14 protein-coding genes are annotated in these 19,739 nt (G+C 74.7%); 10 read left to right on the forward strand and 4 right to left on the reverse strand.

The features are described 5' to 3' along the window. Positions 1–56: 56 nt before the first annotated feature. The 4 genes from O2W53_RS04390 (at position 57) to O2W53_RS04405 (ending at position 6,528) form a co-directional block, all read left to right on the forward strand. On the forward strand, positions 57–1,844 hold the full coding sequence (locus O2W53_RS04390) for a thiamine pyrophosphate-requiring protein (RefSeq protein WP_269161815.1): 1,788 nt from the start codon (positions 57–59) through the stop codon (positions 1,842–1,844). Between the two features lie 3 nt (positions 1,845–1,847). Beyond that, on the forward strand, positions 1,848–4,937 hold the full coding sequence (locus O2W53_RS04395) for an FAD-binding and (Fe-S)-binding domain-containing protein (RefSeq protein WP_269161816.1): 3,090 nt from the start codon (positions 1,848–1,850) through the stop codon (positions 4,935–4,937). Then, positions 4,937–6,076 carry an enolase C-terminal domain-like protein gene (locus O2W53_RS04400; protein WP_269161817.1) on the forward strand — a complete coding sequence of 380 codons (1,140 nt, stop codon included), beginning with the start codon at positions 4,937–4,939 and terminating at the stop codon, positions 6,074–6,076. Before O2W53_RS04395 ends, O2W53_RS04400 begins: the two co-directional genes overlap by 1 nt. Before the next feature lie 65 nt (positions 6,077–6,141). Continuing rightward, positions 6,142–6,528 (forward strand): DUF2267 domain-containing protein, encoded by a 387-nt coding sequence (locus tag O2W53_RS04405; RefSeq protein WP_269161818.1) that lies wholly within the window; start codon positions 6,142–6,144, stop codon positions 6,526–6,528. A gap of 50 nt (positions 6,529–6,578) precedes the next feature. On the opposite strand, the gene O2W53_RS04410 is transcribed toward O2W53_RS04405, so the two are convergent. Continuing rightward, the gene (locus O2W53_RS04410; RefSeq protein ID WP_269161819.1) at positions 6,579–9,158 is read right to left on the reverse strand and encodes an EAL domain-containing protein; all 2,580 of its coding nucleotides are present in this window, start codon (positions 9,156–9,158) and stop codon (positions 6,579–6,581) included. A 150-nt stretch (positions 9,159–9,308) separates the two neighbouring features. Here O2W53_RS04410 and idi point away from each other — a divergent pair, with 150 nt between their 5' ends. Further along, positions 9,309–9,860: an isopentenyl-diphosphate Delta-isomerase gene (idi, locus tag O2W53_RS04415; protein ID WP_269161820.1), complete on the forward strand. Its 552-nt coding sequence runs from the start codon at positions 9,309–9,311 to the stop codon at positions 9,858–9,860. A gap of 75 nt (positions 9,861–9,935) precedes the next feature. Here idi and O2W53_RS04420 read toward each other — a convergent pair whose 3' ends face one another. Next, the gene (locus O2W53_RS04420; RefSeq protein ID WP_269161821.1) at positions 9,936–10,928 is read right to left on the reverse strand and encodes an ATP-binding protein; all 993 of its coding nucleotides are present in this window, start codon (positions 10,926–10,928) and stop codon (positions 9,936–9,938) included. A 135-nt stretch (positions 10,929–11,063) separates the two neighbouring features. Between O2W53_RS04420 and O2W53_RS04425 the strand changes: the two genes are divergently transcribed. The 5 genes from O2W53_RS04425 (at position 11,064) to O2W53_RS04445 (ending at position 15,842) form a co-directional block, all read left to right on the forward strand. Next, positions 11,064–12,107 (forward strand): methylenetetrahydrofolate reductase C-terminal domain-containing protein, encoded by a 1,044-nt coding sequence (locus O2W53_RS04425; protein WP_269161822.1) that lies wholly within the window; start codon positions 11,064–11,066, stop codon positions 12,105–12,107. Continuing rightward, positions 12,104–12,868, forward strand: a complete 765-nt coding sequence (locus O2W53_RS04430) for a class I SAM-dependent methyltransferase (RefSeq protein ID WP_269161823.1) — start codon at positions 12,104–12,106, stop codon at positions 12,866–12,868. Before O2W53_RS04425 ends, O2W53_RS04430 begins: the two co-directional genes overlap by 4 nt. Before the next feature lie 87 nt (positions 12,869–12,955). Further along, positions 12,956–14,005: an NAD(P)-binding domain-containing protein gene (locus O2W53_RS04435; protein ID WP_269161824.1), complete on the forward strand. Its 1,050-nt coding sequence runs from the start codon at positions 12,956–12,958 to the stop codon at positions 14,003–14,005. A gap of 251 nt (positions 14,006–14,256) precedes the next feature. Further along, positions 14,257–15,204 (forward strand): ice-binding family protein, encoded by a 948-nt coding sequence (locus O2W53_RS04440; protein ID WP_269161825.1) that lies wholly within the window; start codon positions 14,257–14,259, stop codon positions 15,202–15,204. Beyond that, the gene (locus O2W53_RS04445) at positions 15,201–15,842 is read left to right on the forward strand and encodes a class F sortase (protein WP_269161826.1); all 642 of its coding nucleotides are present in this window, start codon (positions 15,201–15,203) and stop codon (positions 15,840–15,842) included. Before O2W53_RS04440 ends, O2W53_RS04445 begins: the two co-directional genes overlap by 4 nt. 10 nt (positions 15,843–15,852) lie before the next feature. On the opposite strand, the gene O2W53_RS04450 is transcribed toward O2W53_RS04445, so the two are convergent. Beyond that, positions 15,853–18,240 carry a SpoIIE family protein phosphatase gene (locus O2W53_RS04450; RefSeq protein WP_269161827.1) on the reverse strand — a complete coding sequence of 796 codons (2,388 nt, stop codon included), beginning with the start codon at positions 18,238–18,240 and terminating at the stop codon, positions 15,853–15,855. 172 nt (positions 18,241–18,412) lie between these two features. Next, a complete protein-coding gene (locus O2W53_RS04455; RefSeq protein ID WP_269161828.1) occupies positions 18,413–19,618 on the reverse strand; it encodes a PucR family transcriptional regulator in 1,206 nt (401 codons plus the stop codon). Positions 19,619–19,739 lie beyond the last annotated feature (121 nt).

Here is a 19,739-nt window from a genome sequence, read left to right on the forward strand (position 1 = left end):
CCGGGTCAGGGGTAGGCGGTCGGCGGACGATGAAGTCGACGCGAGGGGATCTCGCCATGAGTCGCACTGTCGCTGACGTCCTTCTGGAACGACTGCACGAGTGGGATGTGGAGAAGGTCTTCGCCTATCCGGGGGACGGGATCAACGGGATCCTGGCGTCCTTCGGGAAACAGGACCACCTGCAGTTCATCCAGTCCCGGCACGAGGAGATGTCCGCCTTCGAGGCGGTCGGCTACGCCAAGTTCACCGGCCGCGTCGGGGTCTGCCTGGCCACCTCCGGCCCGGGCGCCATCCACCTGCTCAACGGCCTGTACGACGCCAAGCTCGACCACGTGCCGGTCGTCGCGATCGTCGGGCAGACCGACCGCAGCGCCATGGGCGGTTCCTACCAGCAGGAGGTGGACCTGCTGTCGCTGTTCAAGGACGTCGCCCACCACTACGTGCACGTGGTCAACGTGCCCGAGCAGCTGCCCAACGTCCTGGACCGGGCCATGCGCACAGCAGCGGCCGAGCACGCGCCGACGGCGATCATCATCCCGGCCGACGTGCAGGAGCTGGAGTACAGCCCGCCGACGCACGAGCACAAGATGGTGCCCTCGAGCGGCGTGCACACCTCCACGCCGCGGGTGACCCCGGACGACCCCTCCATCCGCGCCGCCGCCGACCTGCTCAACGCCGGGGGCAAGGTGGCGATGCTCGTCGGGCAGGGCGCCCGGGGTGCCCGCGACGAGGTGGTCGAGGTCGCCGACCTGCTCGGCGCCGGTGTGGCCAAGGCGCTGCTGGGGAAGGACGTGCTCCCCGACGACCTGCCGTTCGTCACCGGGTCGATCGGGCTGCTGGGCACGCGTCCCACCTGGGACATGATGAAGGACTGCGACACCCTGCTGACCGTGGGCTCGAACCTGCCCTACAGCGAGTTCTTCCCCGAGTACGACCAGGCCCGCGGCGTGCAGATCGACCACGACGCGAAGTACATCGGGATGCGCTACCCCTACGAGCTCAACCTCGTCGGCGACGCGGCGGCCACGCTGCGCGCGCTGATCCCGCTGCTGGAGCGCAAGCAGGACCGGTCCTGGCGGGAGGGCATCGAGGACGACGTCCGGCGGTGGTGGGAGACCATCCACATGCGGGCGATGACCGACGCCGACCCGGTCAACCCGATGCGGCTGTTCTGGGAGCTCAACGACCGGTTGCCCGGCAACGCGATCCTCACCGCGGACTCCGGGTCGGCGGCGAACTGGTACGCCCGGCACCTCCGGTTCGGCCCGGACAACCGGGGATCGCTGTCGGGGACCCTGGCCACCATGGGCCCGGCCGTGCCCTACGGGATCGGTGCCAAGTTCGGCCACCCCGACCGGCCGGTCATCGCCTTCGCCGGGGACGGCGCGATGCAGATGAACGGCCTGGCCGAGCTGATCACCATCTCCCGTTACTGGCAGGAGTGGACCGACCCGCGGCTGGTCGTGGCGGTGCTGCACAACAACGACCTGAACCAGGTGACCTGGGAGATGCGGGCCATGGGCGGGGAGCCCAAGCTCGCGGAGTCGCAGACCCTCCCGGATGTCTCCTACGCGGCCTTCGCCGCCGGGCTGGGGCTCGAGGCGATCACCGTCGACGACCCCGAGCAGGTCGGCCCGGCCTGGGACCGCGCGCTGTCCGCCGGGAAGCCGGCGGTCATCGACGTGCTGTGCGACGCGGACGTCCCGCCGATCCCGCCGCACGCCACGCTCGACCAGATGACCGAGACCGCGAAGTCGCTGTTCAAGGGCGACGAGAACGCCTGGGGAGTGGTCAAGCAGGGCGCCAAGACCAAGATCCAGGAGTTCCTGCCGCACCGGAGCTGAGCCGTGGCCACCACCGACCTCCCCGACCCGCACACCGTGTGGCCGAGGCCAGCCGGCGAGCAGGACGTCGACGTGGTCGCGCTGGAGGCGGAGCTGGCCCGCCGGGTCGACGGCGAGGTCCGCTTCGACGCCGGTACCCGGGGCGCGTACTCCACCGATGCGTCCAACTACCGCACCCCGCCGCTGGGTGTGGTGGAGCCCCGCACGGTGGAGGACGCCGTCGAGGCCGCGGCCGTCTGCCGTGAGCACCGGGTCCCGCTGCTGTCCCGCGGCGGTGGGACCAGCCTGTCCGGCCAGACCACGAACGCCGCCGTCGTCCTGGACTGGAGCCGGCACTGCAACCGGCTGGAGTCCGTGGACGTCGAGGGCAGGACCTGCGTGGTGGAGCCGGGCATGGTGCTCGACCACCTCGACGACCAGCTGGCCGAGCACGGTCTGACCTGGGGGCCGCAGCCGGCCACCCACTGGACCTGCACGGTCGGCGGGATGCTCGGGAACAACGCGTGCGGCTCGTCGGCGCAGGTCTACGGCAAGGCCGTGGACAAGGTGTCCCGGTTGGAGGTGCTCCTCGCCGACGGCACCCGGATGTGGACGGGCCCCACGTCGGACGAGGAGTACGCCCGCGTCGTCGAGGCCGGTGGGCGCCCGGCCGAGGTGTACCGGGGTCTCCGTGCGCTGCGGGACGAGCACCTGGCGCAGATCCGGACGGCGTACCCGCAGATCCCGCGGCGGGTGTCGGGCTACAACCTGGATTCGCTGCTGCCGGAGCACGGCTTCGACCTGGCCCGGGCGCTGGTCGGCAGCGAGGGGACGCTGGTGACCGTCCTGCGCGCCGAGCTGCAGCTCGCCGAGCTGCCCCGGCACCGACGGCTGGCCGTGCTCGGGTACCCGGACGTGGTGACCGCCGGCCGGGAGGTCACCCGGGTGCTGCCCTGGCGGCCGCACCGGCTGGAGGGCGTCGACGACGTCCTGCGCCGGAACCAGGCCGAGGAGGGGATGAACCCGCGGGCACTGGAGAAGCTGCCCGAGGGGGACGGTTGGCTGCTCGTCGAGCTCGCCGACGACGACCCCGACGAGCTCGGCCGGCGGATGGACGGGCTGGTCGCCGACGTCTGTGCGGCGCCGGAGCCGCCGTCGGTCCTCGTCCTGGACGACCCCGCGGAGCAGGCAGACCTCTGGGCCTTCCGCGAGGCGGGGCTGGGCGCGACGGCGCACCCGCCGAGTGGGCGCGACACCTGGCCCGGCTGGGAGGACTCCGCGGTCGCGCCGGAGGACCTGGGGCCCTACCTCGCGGAGCTGCGGGACCTGCTGGACCGGCACGGGCTGACCCCGGCGTCCACGTACGGGCACTTCGGGCACGGCTGCGTGCACCTGCGCATCCCGTTCGAGCTGGGTTCCCCCGGCGGCGCCACGGGCTACCGGTCCTTCCTGGAGGAGGCCGCGGACCTGGTCACCCGCTACGGCGGATCGCTGTCCGGCGAGCACGGTGACGGCCAGGTCCGCGGCGAGCTGCTCGCCCGGATGTACCCCCCGGAGCTGATCGGCGCCTTCCAGCGGATGAAGGAGCTGTTCGACCCGGAGAACCGGATGAACCCGGGCAAGGTGGTCCGCCCGCGGCCCCTGGACGCAGACCTGAGGCTCACCACCGAGTACCCGGCGTGGGAGCCGGAGGTGGCGTTCGGCTACCCGGAGGACGGCGGCTCCTTCGCGCAGGCGGCCGCCCGCTGCGTCGGCGTCGGCAAGTGCCGGGCCACGCTCGGGGAGGGCGCCGAGGGTGCGGTGATGTGCCCGAGCTACCAGGTGACCGGCGACGAGGTGCACTCCACCCGGGGTCGGGCCCGGCTGCTGTTCGAGATGCTCCGCGGCGACGTCGTCCGGGACCGGTGGCGCTCGACCGCCGTCCGGGACGCCCTGGACCTGTGCCTGGCCTGCAAGGGGTGCAAGAGCGACTGCCCGGTCGACGTCGACATGGCGACCTACAAGGCGGAGTTCCTCTCCCACCACTACGCCGGCCGGGTGCGCCCGCGCACCCACTACTCGCTGGGCTGGCTCCCGCTGGCGGCCCGCGTCGCGGCGCTGGCCCCCGGGGTGGTGAACGTGGCCACCCAGACGCCGGGTCTGCGCCGGCTCGTGCAGGCCGCCGCCGGGATCACCCCCGAGCGGGAGCTGCCGCTGTTCGCGCCCGAGCGGTTCACCCACTGGTACCGGGAGCGTGGTCCGCGCGGGGACGGTCGGCACGGTGAGGTGCTGCTCTGGCCGGACACCTTCACCGAGTTCTTCCACCCGGCCATCGGCCGGGCGGCGGTGACGGTGCTGGAGGACGCCGGCTTCCGGGTGCGGCTGCCGGAGCAGGAGCTCTGCTGCGGGCTCACCTGGATCTCCACCGGCCAGTTGGACGTGGCCTCCCGGGTGCTGCGTCGCACGGCGCAGGCGCTCGGCCCCGCGGTGCGGGACGGGCTGCCGGTCGTCGGGCTGGAGCCCAGCTGCACCGCGGTGTTCCGGGCCGACGCGCCCGAGCTCCTCCCCGACGACGACGACGTCCGCCGGCTCGCCGAGAGCACCCGGACCCTCGCCGAGCTGCTCGCCGAGCGGGCCCCGGACTGGTCGCCGCCACCGGCCGAGCACACGGCGATGGTGCAGACCCACTGCCACCACCACTCGATCATGGGGTTCGACGCCGACCGCGAGCTCCTGCGCAAGGCCGGGTTCGACGCCGACGTGCTGGACTCCGGCTGCTGTGGACTCGCCGGCAACTTCGGGTTCGAGCGCGGCCACCACGAGGTGTCGATGGCGTGCGGGGAGCAGGTGCTGCTGCCGGCCGTGCGGGACGGCGATCCCCGCGCGGTGGTGCTGGCGGACGGCTTCAGCTGCCGCACCCAGATCGAGCAGGGCGACACCGGACGGCGGGCGGTGCACTCCGCAGAGGCGCTGGCCGGCCTGGTCGAGGGTGCTCGCCTGGCCGAGCACCCCGAGCAGGTGCTGGCCGGTCGCCCGCGGCCGCCGGGCCGGGTCGCCCAGGGTGCGGCCCTGGCCGCCACGGCTGCGCTCGGCGTCGCCGCGGCGGCCACCGGACTGCGGCGGGTGCGCGGCTGATGGCCACGGACCGGGGCCCGGGCGCGCACAGCGGGACGTCGTCCGACCCGCGGGTCGACGCGCTGGAGGTCGCCGTCTACCGGCTGCCCACCGACCGGCCCGAGGCGGACGGCACGCTGAGCTGGGACGCCACCACCGCCGTGGTGGTGCACGCCTCCGGCGGCGGCAGCACCGGGGTCGGCTGGACCTACGCCGACGCCTCGGTGGCCGCCGTGGTCCGCAGCCTGCTCACCGACGTGGTCGTCGGCTGCCCGGTGCTCGACCCGCCGGCAGCCGCGTTCGACATGGCGCGCGCCGTCCGCAACGCGGGTGCACCGGGCCTGGTGGCGATGGCGATCTCGGCCGTCGACGTCGCGCTGTGGGACCTGAAGGCGCGGCTGCTCGACGTCCCGCTCACGGGCCTGCTCGGTGCGGTGCGCCGGGACTCCGCGGTCTACGCCAGCGGGGGGTTCACCACCTACGACGACGCCGCCACCCGCGACGAGCTCGACGGCTGGCTGGCGCGCGGCCACGACCAGGCGAAGATCAAGATCGGGGAGTCCTGGGGGACGGCGGTGCCCCGGGACCTCGCGCGCACCCGGCTGGCCCGCGAGGTGCTGGGGGACGACGCCGCCCTGCTCGTCGACGCCAACGGTGGCTACACCGCGAAGCAGGCGGTCCGGGTCGGTCGGGAGCTCGACGACCTCGGCGTCGTCTGGTTCGAGGAGCCGGTCTCCTCCGACGACCTGGCCGGGCTGCGGCTGGTCCGCGAGAGCCTCGACTGCGACGTGGCCGCCGGGGAGTACGGCGCCCGGTTGCCCGACTTCGCGGCCATGTGCGGCGCTGGGGCGGTCGACTGCCTGCAGGTGGACGCCAGCCGCTGCGGCGGGGTGACCGAGTGGCTCCGGGCCTGCGCGGTGGCCGCCGGGCACCAGCTGGAGGTGTCGTCGCACTGCGTGCCCACCCTGCACGCGCACCTCGGGCCGGCGACGCCGAACCTGCGGCACCTGGAGTGGTTCCACGACCACGAGCGGTTCGAGCGCCGGCTCTTCGACGGCGTCGTCGAGCCGGTGCACGGTCGTGTCCGTCCGCCGGGTGAGGCGCCCGGCCTCGGGCTGACGGTGCGCACCGAGGACGTCGAGGACCTCCGCATCGGCTGACCGGTGCGGTCCGGTGCCCGCGGACCTCGCGGGCGCGTCATCCGAGGAACGAGGAGGAACGACCGATGCAGGAACACGAGTTCGTCTCCGCCGTGCAGCAGTCCGCCGGCATCCCCGACCACGAGCACGCCGTGCAGGCGGTCCGGGCCACCCTCATGGTGCTGGGCCAGCGGTTGTCCACCGAGGCGGCCGACCTGGCGGCGCAGTTGCCAGGGGGGCTGGCCGAGGCGGTCCCGACCGACGGGTCGGTCGAGCGCTTCGACCTGGCGGAGTTCTACCGCCGGGTGGCCGAAGCGGAGGGCCAGGGCTGCACCCCCGAGCAGGCGCGGCAGCACGCCCGTGCGGTCACCGCAGCGCTGCGGGAGGCGGTGGGGGCGGAGTACCTGCACGTGCTCGACCAGCTGCCCGCCGACTACGGCGACCTGACGCACACGGAGAACGCCCAGCACTGACCGAGCAGCCACCGTCGGCGGCCTGGCTCACCGCCCGCTGCGGGTTCCGATCACGCGGCGGGGACGGTGGCCGGCGCCGACTCGGGCAGCACGTGGGAGAAGACCGACGTCGGTTCCCCGGCCTGGTCCCGGACCACCGAGACGCGCACGAGCACCGGCACCTCGTGGCCGTCGGCGTGCCGGAAGCGGGTGGAGAGCTCGGTGACGCCGATGAACTCGGTGAACAGCCCACCGACCGCCGCCTGGCCGTCGGCCGGGGTCAGGTCCTGGACGCGGCGGGCGGCGAGCGCCTCGGTCGTGGTCCCCAGCAGCGCCGCGAACGCCTTGTTCACCCGCACCAGCGAGCCGTCCATCCGGGTCAGAGTCATGCCGATCGGGGCGTCGTCGAAGGCGTGCCGGAACATCAGCTCGCTGTCGGCCAGGTCCCGCCGTGCCTCGACCGTGGCGGTCACGTCCCGGGAGACCGACAGCACCTCCCGCACCGTGCCGTCGTCGGCGGCCAGCCGCCGGGTGTCGCTCTCCAGCCAGCGGACGCTGCCGTCCCGGTGCAGCACCCGGTGCACGCCGAGGCCGTCGGCGTAGCGGGCGGCCAGCTCGGGGTCCGCGCGGACGCGCGCGAGGTCGTCGGGGTGGAAGAACTCACCCACGGACCTGCCGACCAGCTCCTGCGGCAGCCAGCCGAGGATCGGCCCGCTGCTGGCCGAGGCGTAGGTGATGACCCGCTCCGGGGTGGTCACCAGGACCAGTTCGTCGTTGCCGCCCAGTGGCAGCACGGCGTCGGTGGCCAGGGGTTCGGCCAGGGTGCGGGAGGTGAGCAGTCCGGCGAGCCGGGGCGAGGCCGGCTCGGGGCGGCCGAACAGCCAGCCCTGCGCCGAGTCGCAGCCCATCGACACCAGCTGCTGTGCCTGCTCGGCGGTCTCGACGCCCTCGGCGCAGACCCGGCGGCCCAGGCTGTGCGCCGCCTCGATGACCAGCCGGACCAGCACCGCGTCGGCGGTGTCGCTGGCGACCCGCTCGATGAACGAGCGGTCGATCTTGACCAGGTGCACCGGCAGGGCGCGCAGCAGCGTCAGCGCGGAGTGCCCGGCGCCGAAGTCGTCCAGGGCCAGTCGCACGCCGAGGTCGCGCACCTGGCTCAGCCGCGCTGCGGTGGCGGTGAGGTCGGTGATCGCCGCGGTCTCGGTGATCTCCAGGCACAGCCGGTCCGGAGCCAGCCCGCTGTCGGCCAGCGCCCGGGTGACGTCGTCGATGAAGCCCCGCTGGGCCAGCTGCACCGGGGAGACGTTGACGGCCACGGTCGGGGGCATCCCGGAGGGGCCGGCCGGCCAGCCCGCGGCCTCCCGGCACGCCGTCTGCAGCACCCAGCGCCCGAGGTCGACGACCAGGCCGGTCCGCTCGGCGAGCGGGATGAACTGGTCGGGGGCCACCCTGCCCAGCTCGTCGTCCTCCCAGCGGGCCAGCGCCTCCACCCCGGTCACCTGACCGGAGGGCAGCGTGACGACCGGCTGGTAGTGCAGGGAGAGCGAGCGCGACTCGATGGCCAGCCGCAGCCGCCGTTCCATCCGGTGCCGGGCGCGCACCGCGTCGGTGGTCTCGGCCTCCTCCAGCAGTGCGGTGTCGAAGTGGGCCACCCGGCCCCGGCCCAGCGACTTCGCCCGGAACATCGCCAGGTCGGCCCGGTGCAGCAACTCGTCCGGCGAGCGCACCTCCATCGAGCAGCTGGCCACCCCGACGCTCGCCCCGAGGCTGGCCAGCTGTTCGGCGTCCCGGTGGGCGCCGCGCGGGAGGACGACGAACGGCGCCGCCGCGGTCAGCACGATCCGCTCCGCCAGCGCGGTGCTCTGCGCGGTGGTCAGCGCCGGCGTCAGCAGGGCGAACTCGTCGCCGCTGAGCCGGACCACCAGGTCCTCGCTGCGGGCGACGGTGCGCAGCCGGTGCGCGAACTCGGTCAGCACGTCATCACCGGCCGCGTGACCGAGATGGTCGTTGACGTCCTTGAACCGGTCCAGGTCGATGACGAACAGCACGGCGGAGGACCCCGGGCAGACCGCCTGCCGCAGCCGCTCGAGCAGGAACAGCCGGTTCGGCAGCCCGGTGAGGGGGTCGTGCAGGGCCTGGTGGGCGTACTCCTGGGCGAGCTGTTCGAAGACGGCCGTCACCGGTGCGACGCCCAGGCGGCCGTCGGGCCAGGAGACCAGCACGCCGTCGAGCAGGTCCTCGCCACCGGAGCGCCGTTGGATGACGGCCGCAGCCGCGCGGGCGACGGGGCAGTCGGCGGGGTACCGCAGCGTCTCCGGTGGTGCGGCGTCCCGCACCCGACGGCGCTGCTGCAACAGGCGGCCGTAGCCCAGCCGGCCGGTCATGGACAGCTCGAACCACGATCGGCTGACCAGCACCGGGTCGCCGGGCCCGTCGACGACGACCCAGCGGAGGGTGGCATCGCGCCGGAACAGCGCGTCGACCGAGGCCATCGTGGCGCCACCGGGCACCCGGTGGACGGGCTGCGCGAGTTCGCGGAGGGTGCCGCCGGCGTCGGTGCGGGCCAGATCGGCGGAGAGCGCGACCTGGAGTGCTCCGTCGGGGAGGGCTACGTCGGCGAGTGCGGCGGTCGCCGTCGCGGTGCTGCTCATCCGTGCTGGTCCTCTCGGGTCGCCTGCCATGGTGACGCCGACGAGTGTGCAGATGATCGCTGTGCGTGACGACGCCCTCTCACCCGTCCGAGTCGATCTTGATCGACGGTCCTCTGCGCGCGATGGACCCGCGTCGGGGATCATGGGGGTGTGGTGGCATCCCCGACGGCAGAGCTGATCGTGCTGGTCGACGAGGACGGGGCGGAGATCGGCACCATGCCGAAGCCGCTGGTGCACACCGGCGAGACGCCGTTGCACCGCGCGTTCTCCGCCTACCTCTTCGCCGACGACGGCCGGCTGCTGGTCACCCGCAGAGCGGAGGACAAGGCCACCTTCCCGGGGATGTGGACCAACACGGTCTGCGGGCACCCGGGGCCGGGTGAGGACGACCTGCAGGCGATCGCCCGACGCGCCCGCTTCGAGCTCGGGCTCGACGTGGCCGACCTGCGCCCGGCGCTGCCCTCCTACCGCTACCGGGCCGAGTTCCGGGGCGTCGTGGAGAACGAGATCTGCCCGGTCTACGTCGGCCGGTTCACCGGCACGCCGGCACCCGAGCCCACCGAGGTGGGGGAGTGGGAGGTGCTGGACTGGGCCACCTTCCGCGACCGCCAGGAGACCCAGCAGTACGACGCGTGGTCGCCCTGGTGTCGCGAGCAGGCCCGCCTCATCGAGGCCGCCGGGCTGCTCCCCGTCGCCGGGTGACCGCGACGGCCGCGCTGCGCAGCCCCCTCACGAGGCTCGCCCGTGCGAGCGCGGGCGAGCCTCGGGAGGGGGCTGTCAGCAGGCGTTGACGACCAGGCGGACGGTGCAGCCGTCGCCGGAGTCGTCGGCCGGCGACGCGGTCAGGCTGTCGACCGAGCGGCGGGCCAGCCACAGGCCCATCCCGCCGACCCCCATGTCCCCGTGCGCCGGTCCGTAGCCCACCAGCGGGTCGTCGAAGGCGGTGCCCCGGTCGGTGACCGCGCACAGCAGCCGCTCCGGCGTGCACCACAGCCGCACGTCGACCGGCGGCACGCCGTGCTCGGAGGCGTTGGCGGTGACCTCGTCTATGGCCAGCACGAAGTCCTGCGCGGCGTCCGGGGACAGGGAGCTGTCGGCCAGCACCCGGTTCAGCGCCCGGCGCAGCGCCCGCATGTCGTCGAGGTCGACCATGGACAGCGTGGGCTCGGTCTCCTCCAGCGGATCGGGGATCGTGGCCCGCTGCACCTCGCGGAGGATCTCGTCGGGCGCCCGGAAGTCCGGGCTGCGGACGACGCCCTCCTCGGTCAACAGCCACGGGTGGGTCGCCCGGGCGACGGCGTCGACGTCCGGGCGACCCTCGACGGGCGGACCGAGCAGGCAGATGTGCTCGACCGGGCGCTCGGCGAGCACGTGGTTCAGCAGGGCCTCAGTCTGCAGCCACATCGCCGGATCGGCGTCCGCTCCGCCGGGCCCGGTCACCAGGTGCAGGCGGCGGCCAGCCACCGGGGCGCACTCGTCGACCAGCCCGGTGATCGCCGCGAGGACGGCCGGTGGTCGGCCGTCGACCGGCTGGGTCGGGGCGACGTGTACGTCCCCGGCCTCCCGCAGCGCGGTCACCAGCGCACTCGCCACCTTCTCGGGGCAGGCGATCACCACCGGCTCCCCGGCGGCCAGGGCCTTCCGGAGCACCGGGCCCACGACCCGGGTCAGGTCCCTGCCCGGCTGGAGCACGTGCCCCACGTGCCGGTACCCCTGGTGCTCGACCCGCTGGTGCTGGGGCGTCTGGTGCTCTTGGTTGCGCTGCGTCACGGGTCACCTCCTCGTCGTCTTCTCCGACTGAGCCCCCTGTGCCCGAAGACGGTGATCGGGACACATCGGTGCCTGCGCGGCCACACAGCGGGCGCCCAGGGTTTCGGCCGGGGTGCGCCGGGTCAGCGACCAGGGGTGGGCGCAGCGGAGCAGAGGAGCGCCATCCGCGCCGAGGAACGGCCCGGTTGCCCCAAGCGGATGGTCTTCGGGCCGTGCGGCGGGGTGCGCGACGACGGGGGTTGTGAGCTGGCGCCGCACCCCTGCGTCTTCCTGGCCCCGCCGTTGCCACGCTGGACCGAGCCGACCCCGTCGGCGCCGCTGCCTCCACCGGGTGGCCTGCTGGACCGGGCCCGGATCGGCCCCGTCGTCCTCACCGACCTGACGGTGCGCCCGTTCGACCCGGCCTCGGTGCGGGCGGTCGTGGCCGCGTTGGCGCCGGTCAGCGACGGGCTGCTGGTCGGGGAGCACCAGAACCGGCCCGACCTCCCGCCCACGCTGATGGCCCAGGAGGTGCTGGCCGCCGGCGGTCGGCCGTGGACGACGCTGGCCTGCCGGGACCGCAACCGCGTGGTGCTGGAGCAGGAGCTCGCGGGCCTGGCCGCGGTGGGCGTCGACGGGGTGCTCTGCGTGACCGGCGACGGCCGCGGCCCGGGCGTGCGGCCCGGCGTCAGCTCGGTGTTCGACCTCGACGGCACCCGGCTCGCCGCCCTGGCTGCCGCGGCCGGGCTGACCGCGGCGGTGCCGGAGTCACCGGATGCGCCGCCGGTACCGCTGCGCCCGCAGCGGGTCGCCGAGAAGGAGCGCGCCGGCGCCCGGCTGTGCGTGCTCAACCACGTGGCCGGCCCGGCCCGGCTCGCCGCCTTCACCACCGCCGCCCGGGCGGCGGGGGCGACCCTCCCGTTCCTCGCCTCGGTCGCCGTCTACACCGACGAGCGCTCCGCGCGGGTGCTCCAGGCCTTCCCCGGCCTGCACCTCGACGACGCGGCCGTCGAGCGGGTGCTCGCCGCCCCCGACCCTGTGGCCGCCGGCATCGAGGCCGCGGTCGGGGAGGCGCGGGCCCTGCTCGCCGTGCCGGGCGTGGTGGGGGTCAACCTGTCCGGGCTGGCGTCGGCCGGCGGACCGGCAGCGGCCGCAGCAGTCAAGGCCGAGGTGGCCACCAGGATCCGGGAGGGCACGTGAGCGAGATCGCCAGCGAGGCGATGGAGTCGGAGTTCGGCACGGTGGCCGGCTGGACCGAGGAGGCGGTGCGCGCGCTCGGGCCGGAGCACGCCGTGCCGGCCGGCTGCCGGGGCAGCGGCAGCGAGGGTGCGCTGCGCTGGCTGGCCGACGCGCTGGCCCTCCGCGCCGGGGACCGGGTGCTCGACGCCGGCGCCGGGGTCGGCGGGCCGGCCGGCTGGCTGGCCGCCGACCGGGGGGTGCGAGCGGTCTGCGCCGAGCCGATGGTCGAGGCCGTGCACGCCAGCCGCGCGCTCTTCGGGCTGCCGTCGGTGGTGGCGCTGTCCCAGGCACTGCCGCTCGCCGATGCCTCCTTCGACGCCGCCTGGACCCTCGGTGTGCTCTGCACCACCGAGGAGAAGCCGGCGATGCTCGGCGAGCTGGCCCGCGTGCTGGTGCCCGGCGGCCGGCTCGGGCTGCTGGTGTTCGTGGCTGAGGCGCCGCTGCCGCCGCCGCTGCCGGAGGGCAACAGCTTCCCGACCCCCGCGGAGGTCGACGCCCTGCTGGCCGGGGCGGGCTTCGCGGTCACCGGCACCGCCGATGCCGATCTCGGCGACAGCCCGCCGGAGTGGCAGCGACGGGCCGACGCGGTCGACGCCGAGGTCCGGCGCCGGCACGGGGACCACCCGGCGTGGGCGCAGGCCGAGGAGCAGTCCGGCCGGGTCGGCCGGCTGCTGGGCTCGGGTGCACTGCGGCCCCGGCTGCTCACCGCCGTCCGCAGCTGAGGGAGGAGCCTCTCCGCCGCACCCCTCGCAGGAGAGGGCAGGGCGGCACCGTGGCATGCGACGGGCCTCTGCGGTGTTCGGCCGGGCGTGCACAACGACGTGGTGGTGATCGGTGCCGGTCAAGCCGGGTTGGCGGCGGCGCATGCGCTGCGGCGGGCCGGTGCGGACTCCGCCCTCCTCGACGGGAACGCCGGGCCGGGCGGCGCCTGGCAGCACCGCTGGCCCTCCCTGCGGCTGGACGCGGCCCACCGGATCCACCCGCTGCCCGGCCTGCCCCTGCCCGCTGCCGACCCGGCGGCACCGGCCAGTCAGGTGGTCGCCGACTACTTCGCCGACTACGAGCAGCGCTTCGACCTGCCCGTCCACCGGCCGGTCGCTGTCCGGTCGGTGCGCCGCACCGCCGAGGGGTTCGCGCTGGACACCAGCGCAGGGGAGTGGACGGCGCACGGGCTGGTCAACGCCACCGGCACCTGGACCCGGCCGTTCTGGCCGACCTACCCCGGGCGTGAGCTGTTCGGTGGTCGCCAGCTGCACGCCGCCGACTACCGCGGTGCCGAGGAGTTCCGCGGCCGGCACGTGGTCGTCGTCGGCGGCGGCACATCGGCGGTGCAACAGCTGATCGAGATCAGCGCGGTCGCCGACACCACCTGGGTCACCCGGCGCGAGCCGGCCTGGCGCAGCGTCGGGTTCGACGAGGACGCCGGCCGGGCCGCGGTGGCGCTGGTCGACCAGCGCGTGCGCGCCGGGCTGCCCCCGGGCAGCGTCGTGGGCGTGACCGGGTTGGTCGAGACCGACGCGGTGCTCGCCGCCCGGGCCCGGGGGGTGCTGGACCGGCTGCCGGTGTTCGACCGGCTCACCGCCGACGGGGTGGTCTGGGACGGCGACCCGGGTCGCTTCGTGCCGGCGGACGTCGTCCTGTGGGCCACCGGTTTCCGGCCGGCGCTGGAGCACCTGGCGCCGCTGCACCTGCGGGCCCCAGGCGGGGGCATCGCGATGGACGGGACCCGGGTGGTCGCCGAACCCCGGCTGCACCTGGTCGGCTACGGCCCCTCGGCGAGCACGATCGGGGCCAACCGGGCCGGCCCGAGCGCGGTGCGAGAGCTGCTCCGCACGCTGCGGGGCGACGTCGCGGCCTGAGCAGATGGTGCCAAAGGGAGCCGGTCAGTCCGTCACCCATTGGGACTACAAAGAGTCATTGCACGACTACGCTTCCGTACTGTTCGGGGGGGAGGGCACCTCGAGCATCGGCACCCACGCCGATGACGTCCCCAGCGCACCGCGAGTCCGACCCCCGCGTCGGAGACAGGAGCGCCGACGTGGCGTCGGTCCCCAGCACACTCCCCAGCCCCACCCGCCGGACACGTCGTGACCCGTTCCGGTCGGTCAGCGTGCGGCGCACCACCCTCTGCGGCGTCGCGATGGTGGCCGCCTCGTCCCTCGTCCTCGTCACCGCGGGCAGTGCCCAGGCAGCGCCAGCGGCGACCGCCGTGCCCCTCGGCACGGCAGAGCCGTTCGCCGTGTTGTCCGGATCCTCGTTCTCGAACACCGGGCCCACCGTGATCGCCGGGGACATCGGCGCGTCCGACCCCTCGATGGTCGGCACCACCTCGATCGCGCTCACCGGCACCAACCACGGCAACGACAGCGTCACCGCCAGCGCGAACGCCGCCCTGACCAACGCCCTGGTGTCGGCCGCCGGCCAGGGACCCGGTGACACCATCTCGGCCGACCTGGCCGGACAGACGCTCACCCCCGGCATCTACACGTCGCCCTCGGCGCTCAGCATCGCCGGCCCCACGCCGCTCGTCCTGGACGGCCAGGGCGACCCCAACGCGGTCTTCCTGTTCCAGGCGGGGTCCACGCTCATCACCCAACCGGGCACGTCGGTCGACCTCATCAACGGGGCGACGGCGTGCAACGTCTTCTGGCAGGTCGGCAGCTCGACCACGCTGGGCGTGAACTCGGTCTTCCGGGGCGTCGTGCTGACCCTGACGGACACCACGATGAACACCGGCGCGACGCTGGAGGGCTCGGTGCTCTCCAGCGGTGCGGTGACCCTGGACAGCAACACGATCATCCGGCCGGCCTGTGCGACACCCCCCACGACGCCGCCCACGACGACGCCGCCCCCGACGACGACGCCGCCCACCGCGACGCCGACCGACACGCCCGCACCCACCGCGACGCCGACCGGTACCCCCACACCCACCGCGACGCCGACCGGCACGACGGAACGACCCACCTCCTACGGCCAGGTCGGCCGGGTGCCGGTCGGCTCCGTGGACACCGGTGACGGCAGCAGCACCCCCCAGGGGTCGACGTCGACCACGCCGTGACCTCCGGCCGCGCGGCCGGAGCACGCCGGCGACCGGTTCAGCTGCGCCTGGTCGGCCTGGCCGCGCTGGTCGCCCTCGGGGCGACCGGTTGCGCCGGTGGGACGCCGACCGCGCCCTCGGCCGGAGCGGCGGCCACCTCGACGTCGGCCGGTTCGGCTGCCACCCCCGAGCTGCCCGCCGTGCTGACGGCGTCCGTCCCGGTACGGGTGCAGATCCCGGCCATCGGGGTGGACTCGGAGCTGATGGACCTCGGCCTGCAGGCCGACGGCACGATGGAGGTGCCGGCCGGCGGTTTCCCGGCCGGCTGGTACACCGGGGCGCCGACGCCTGGGGAGCGGGGGCCGGCGGTGCTGGCGGGCCACGTCGACTGGGGTGGCGCGCCCGGGGTCTTCGCCGAGCTGCGCGACGTGGTGCCCGGCGACGAGATCACCGTGTCCCGCGCCGACGGGAGCACGGCCGTGTTCGCCGTGCGGGAGGTCGGGCAGTACGACAAGGACGACTTCCCGACCGCCGCCGTGTACGGCGACCTCGACCACGCCGGACTGCGGGTGATCACCTGCGGAGGGGTGTTCGACGAGCTGGCCGACAGCTACCTGGACAACACCGTCGTCTTCGCGGACCTGGTACCGCCCGCCTGACCGGTGCCGGTCAGGCGGGGCGGTCCTGCGGGTTGAGCCGCACGGCGACGAGCGCGACGTCGTCGTCCGCGCGGTCGGGGAGCATCCGGGCCAGCAGCTGGTCGGCCAGCTCGCCGACCGGTGCCTGCCACACCCGGCCGAACTCCTCGCGCAACCTCTCGACCCCGGTGTCGAACAGCTGGTCCCGGCGCTCGACCAGACCGTCGGTGTAGAGCAGCACGGTCGACCCGCGGGGGATGGTCCGGACGTGGTCCTGGCGCTGGGCCGTGGGTTCCACGCCGAGCAGCAGGTCTGCGCGGGCGCCGTCGTACACCTCGATCTCCCCGTCGGGGCCGGCGACCACCGGCGGCAGGTGCCCGGCGTTGGCCCAGCGCAGCCGGGTGACCCCGCGCTGGACCTCGTCGTCGGTCTGCTCCAGCCGGGCGACCAGCACCGACGCCATCGTCTTCAGCTCCAGACCGGCCATGGCCCGGTCCAGTCGCCGGAGCACACCGGCGGGGCTGTCGTCGCTGTCGTAGGTGATGCCGCGCAGCAGCCCGCGCAGCTGGCCCATGCAGGCGGCGGCCTCGGTGTCGTGCCCGACGACGTCGCCGATCACCAGCACCGTGGCGCCGTCGGGCTGCTGGAACACGTCGTACCAGTCGCCGCCCACCTGCGCCTCCCGCGCCGCGGGTACGTACCGCACCGCGAAGTCCAGGTGGTCGGGGTTCGGTGGCTCGGACAGCAGGCTGCGCTGCAGGGTCAGCGCGGTGCGGGCCACCCGCCGGGAGCGGGCGTACAGCGCCTCCAGCAGGTTGTTGCGCAGCTCGCCGGCCTCGGCCAGCTCTGCCGGCGTCCAGGGCTCGGCGCGGTTGCGCACCGTCTCCCGCCAGCGGTCGAAGGACTTGCGCGGCGAGAGCCGCACGGAGTCGCCCTCCCGCTCGGCGATCGCCTTGTTGTGCGGGTCGCCGCCCCAGTCGACCGAGTGCACCTGTTCCGCGCGGGTCCAGATGACGTACTGCCCCTCGGGCAGCGGCAGGGCCAGCACGCCACAGGCCAACTCGGCCGGGGCGTCCAGCTGGGGCGCGACCAGGGGCAGCCGATCGGTGCTGACGACGTCGCTGGACTGCCGTCCGGCCCAGCGGGCCAGCACACCGGCCGTCTCCGGGGACAGTGGGACGCCGGCGCTGCCGGAGTGCCCCTGCAGGTTGACCACCACCGAGGAGGCCGGGACGACGTCGAGCAGACCCGGGCGGCCGAGCATGGTCTCCGCCAGCGGCCGGTCCTCGTCCAGCGCCGCAGCGGTCAGCCACGCCATCGTCGAGCGCACCCGCAGGGCCCGCCGGTGCTCCTCGTCCTCGGTCCGGTCGACCAGCCGCAGCGACAGCGCGGAACCCAGGAACTCCGCCGCAGCCCTGGTGGCATAGGGCGGGGCGTGCGGGCCGGTGTAGTGGTGACAGGCGATGAGCCCCCAGAGCTTCTCCCCGCGCATCAGCGAGATGGACATCGAGGCGCGCACGCCCATGTTCTGCAGGTACTCGCAGTGGATCGGCGAGACGCTGCGCAGCGTGGCGTAGGTGAGGTCGAGCGGCTGACCCGTCGCGGGCAGGTCGACCGGTTCCAGCGGCGACGGCGTGTAGTCGACGTCGGAGATCAGCCGGATCCAGCTCTTCTCGTACAGCGCCCGGGCCTGGGCCGGGACGTCCGAGGCGGGGTAGTGCAGCCCGAGGAAGGAGTTGAGCTCGGGGAGCTTCGCCTCGGCGACGACCTCGCCGTTGTACTCGGCGTCGTAGCGGTAGACCATCACCCGGTCGAAGCCGGTGAGCGCCCGTACCGCCTCGGCGGTGATGTCGAAGAGGCCCTGCAGCGAGCCGGCCCGGTTGAGGTCGGCGATCGTCCCGCGCACCGCCTGGTAGGTGTTCGGGAAGGAGAACGGCCGCGGACCGAAGGCAGGCTCGAGCTCGATGACCAGCGTGCTGGCCGAGGGGGTCACCGCCTGGTCGCTGAGCGGCGGGGCGGCTGCCGCGTCGGGGACGACGCTGCCGTCGGGGGCGTGGGTCGCCCGGTGCAGGATCGCGTCGACCGGGCAGGGGGTGCCGTCGCAGTCCAGGATCAGCTCGACCGGGTTGCGCTCGCGCAGGTCGCCGAACGCGCTGGCCGACCGCGCGATCGCCTCGGCCGGCGCCAGTCCGACGACGTCGGCGAGGGGACGCCCCAGGGCGTCGTCCCAGGCGATGCCGACGACGTTGGCGAGGTTGCGGGACACCTGACGGACCACCATGTCCGGCTCGCTGACCGCCAGCAGCACACCGCGGGGCTGGATGCTGCCGGGCACGTGGATCGGCTCGCGCTCGCAGTTGCTCAGGTCGACGGGCTCACCCGGCGCCAGCCAGGGACCGGCCTGTAGTTGGTCCGTCATGCGGAGGCCCCGTTCGTCGCCGGAGTGGAGGGCCGCCGCGTCTCGACGGGCTGGTGCTCTGCCGGCGCCCCGGTTCGCGGGCGGCGCGGCACGTCGGCGTCGTCGGCCACGCGGTCCCCGTCGGTCGTGGCGTCGTTCCCGGACCGGGCAGACGCTCGTCGAGCAGAAGTCATCAGCCTGTTGAGCTTAGGTCACCGTTGCGGCGGGCGAGTTCCGGAACCGGGTTCGTGGATGTGAGCCGCGCCGCACGCACGCCCAGGTGCAGCAGCAGCCGGTCGGCGCCGTCGGCGAGGTCGAGCCCGGTCAGCTCGGAGATCCGGCCGAGCCGGTAGTAGAGCGTCTGGCGGTGGATGCACAGCTGCGCCGCCGCGCGCTGCGGGCTGCCGGCGCAGTCCAGCCACACCTCGGCGGTGCCGGTGAGCACCGGGTCGGCCAGCAGGCGGGCCAGTGCGGGGTCCGGTCCGGGCAGCGCGGCCACCTGCCGCCACGGGCCGAGCTCGGACCAGGACGCCGCCGGGGCGAGCCGGGGGTCGACGGCGGCGACCCGCGCCGCGGTGCGCGCCTCGTGCCACTGGGCGGGCAGCTCCAGGCAGCCGCGCCGTGGCGCGGCGACGCCGGCCGTGCTACCCGCAGGCAACTGCCCCAGGGCAGCCGCACTCAGCGCCCCGGCCGGACGGGCGTCGGCGTCCCCGGGCAGGGGGAGCAGGACCGCCACCGCCGCGGCAGGCCCGCCGCCGGAGGGAAGGACCGCGCTGACCGCCCCGGCCCCGGGCGGCGTCCAGTCGGTGGGCAGCCCCGGTGGAGCCGGGTGCAGCGCCACCAGCGTCACCGTCGTCCGGTCGCCCCCCAGGGCGTCGGTCAGCTCCCGCAGCGACCGCCCGGGGGCGTTGCCGGTGAGTGCAGCGCGCAACGCCGCCGACAGGTCGGCGGTGCCGGGCCGGCCCTCCGCGAGCAGCCGACCGGCCTCGGCGGCCAGCGCCACCGCCTCGGCCAGGCCCGGGGCGGCCGGGTCCTCGACGTCGGTGCGGCCCTCGTCGAGCAGCCAGAGGTACCCCTGCAACCGCCCGCCCGCGCGCACCGGCAGGCACAGCCGGGTCAAGATGCCGGCCGCCGGGTCGGCCGGGACCCGCAGCGGGTCCAGGGCGTCGGCGATGCCGAACTCCTCGAACCGGTGACGCACCTCCGCCGTCGAGCCCCGACCGAGGATCGACCGCGCCCGGACGGCGTCCATCATGGCGCCGGCGCTGCCGGCCGCCGTGCTCGCCGGCTCGTCGTGCGCGCAGAACGCGAGCATCGTGAAGTCGCGGTCCTCCAGCGTCGCCGGGGCGGCGAGCAGACGGGACACCTCGTCCACCAGGTCCTGCAGGTCGTCGCGCACCGGGACCTCCTCTCGCCGTCTCAGACGATCGTACGAGGGTTCCCCGGCGAGTCCGGACATCTGTCGCTGGTGCGCGGTGGGTCGGCGTCCCTAGCGTTCGGGGCACCGCACCACCACGCAG

The sequence above is a fragment of the Modestobacter sp. VKM Ac-2978 genome (genome assembly GCF_026968025.1).
Taxonomy (GTDB): domain Bacteria; phylum Actinomycetota; class Actinomycetes; order Mycobacteriales; family Geodermatophilaceae; genus Modestobacter.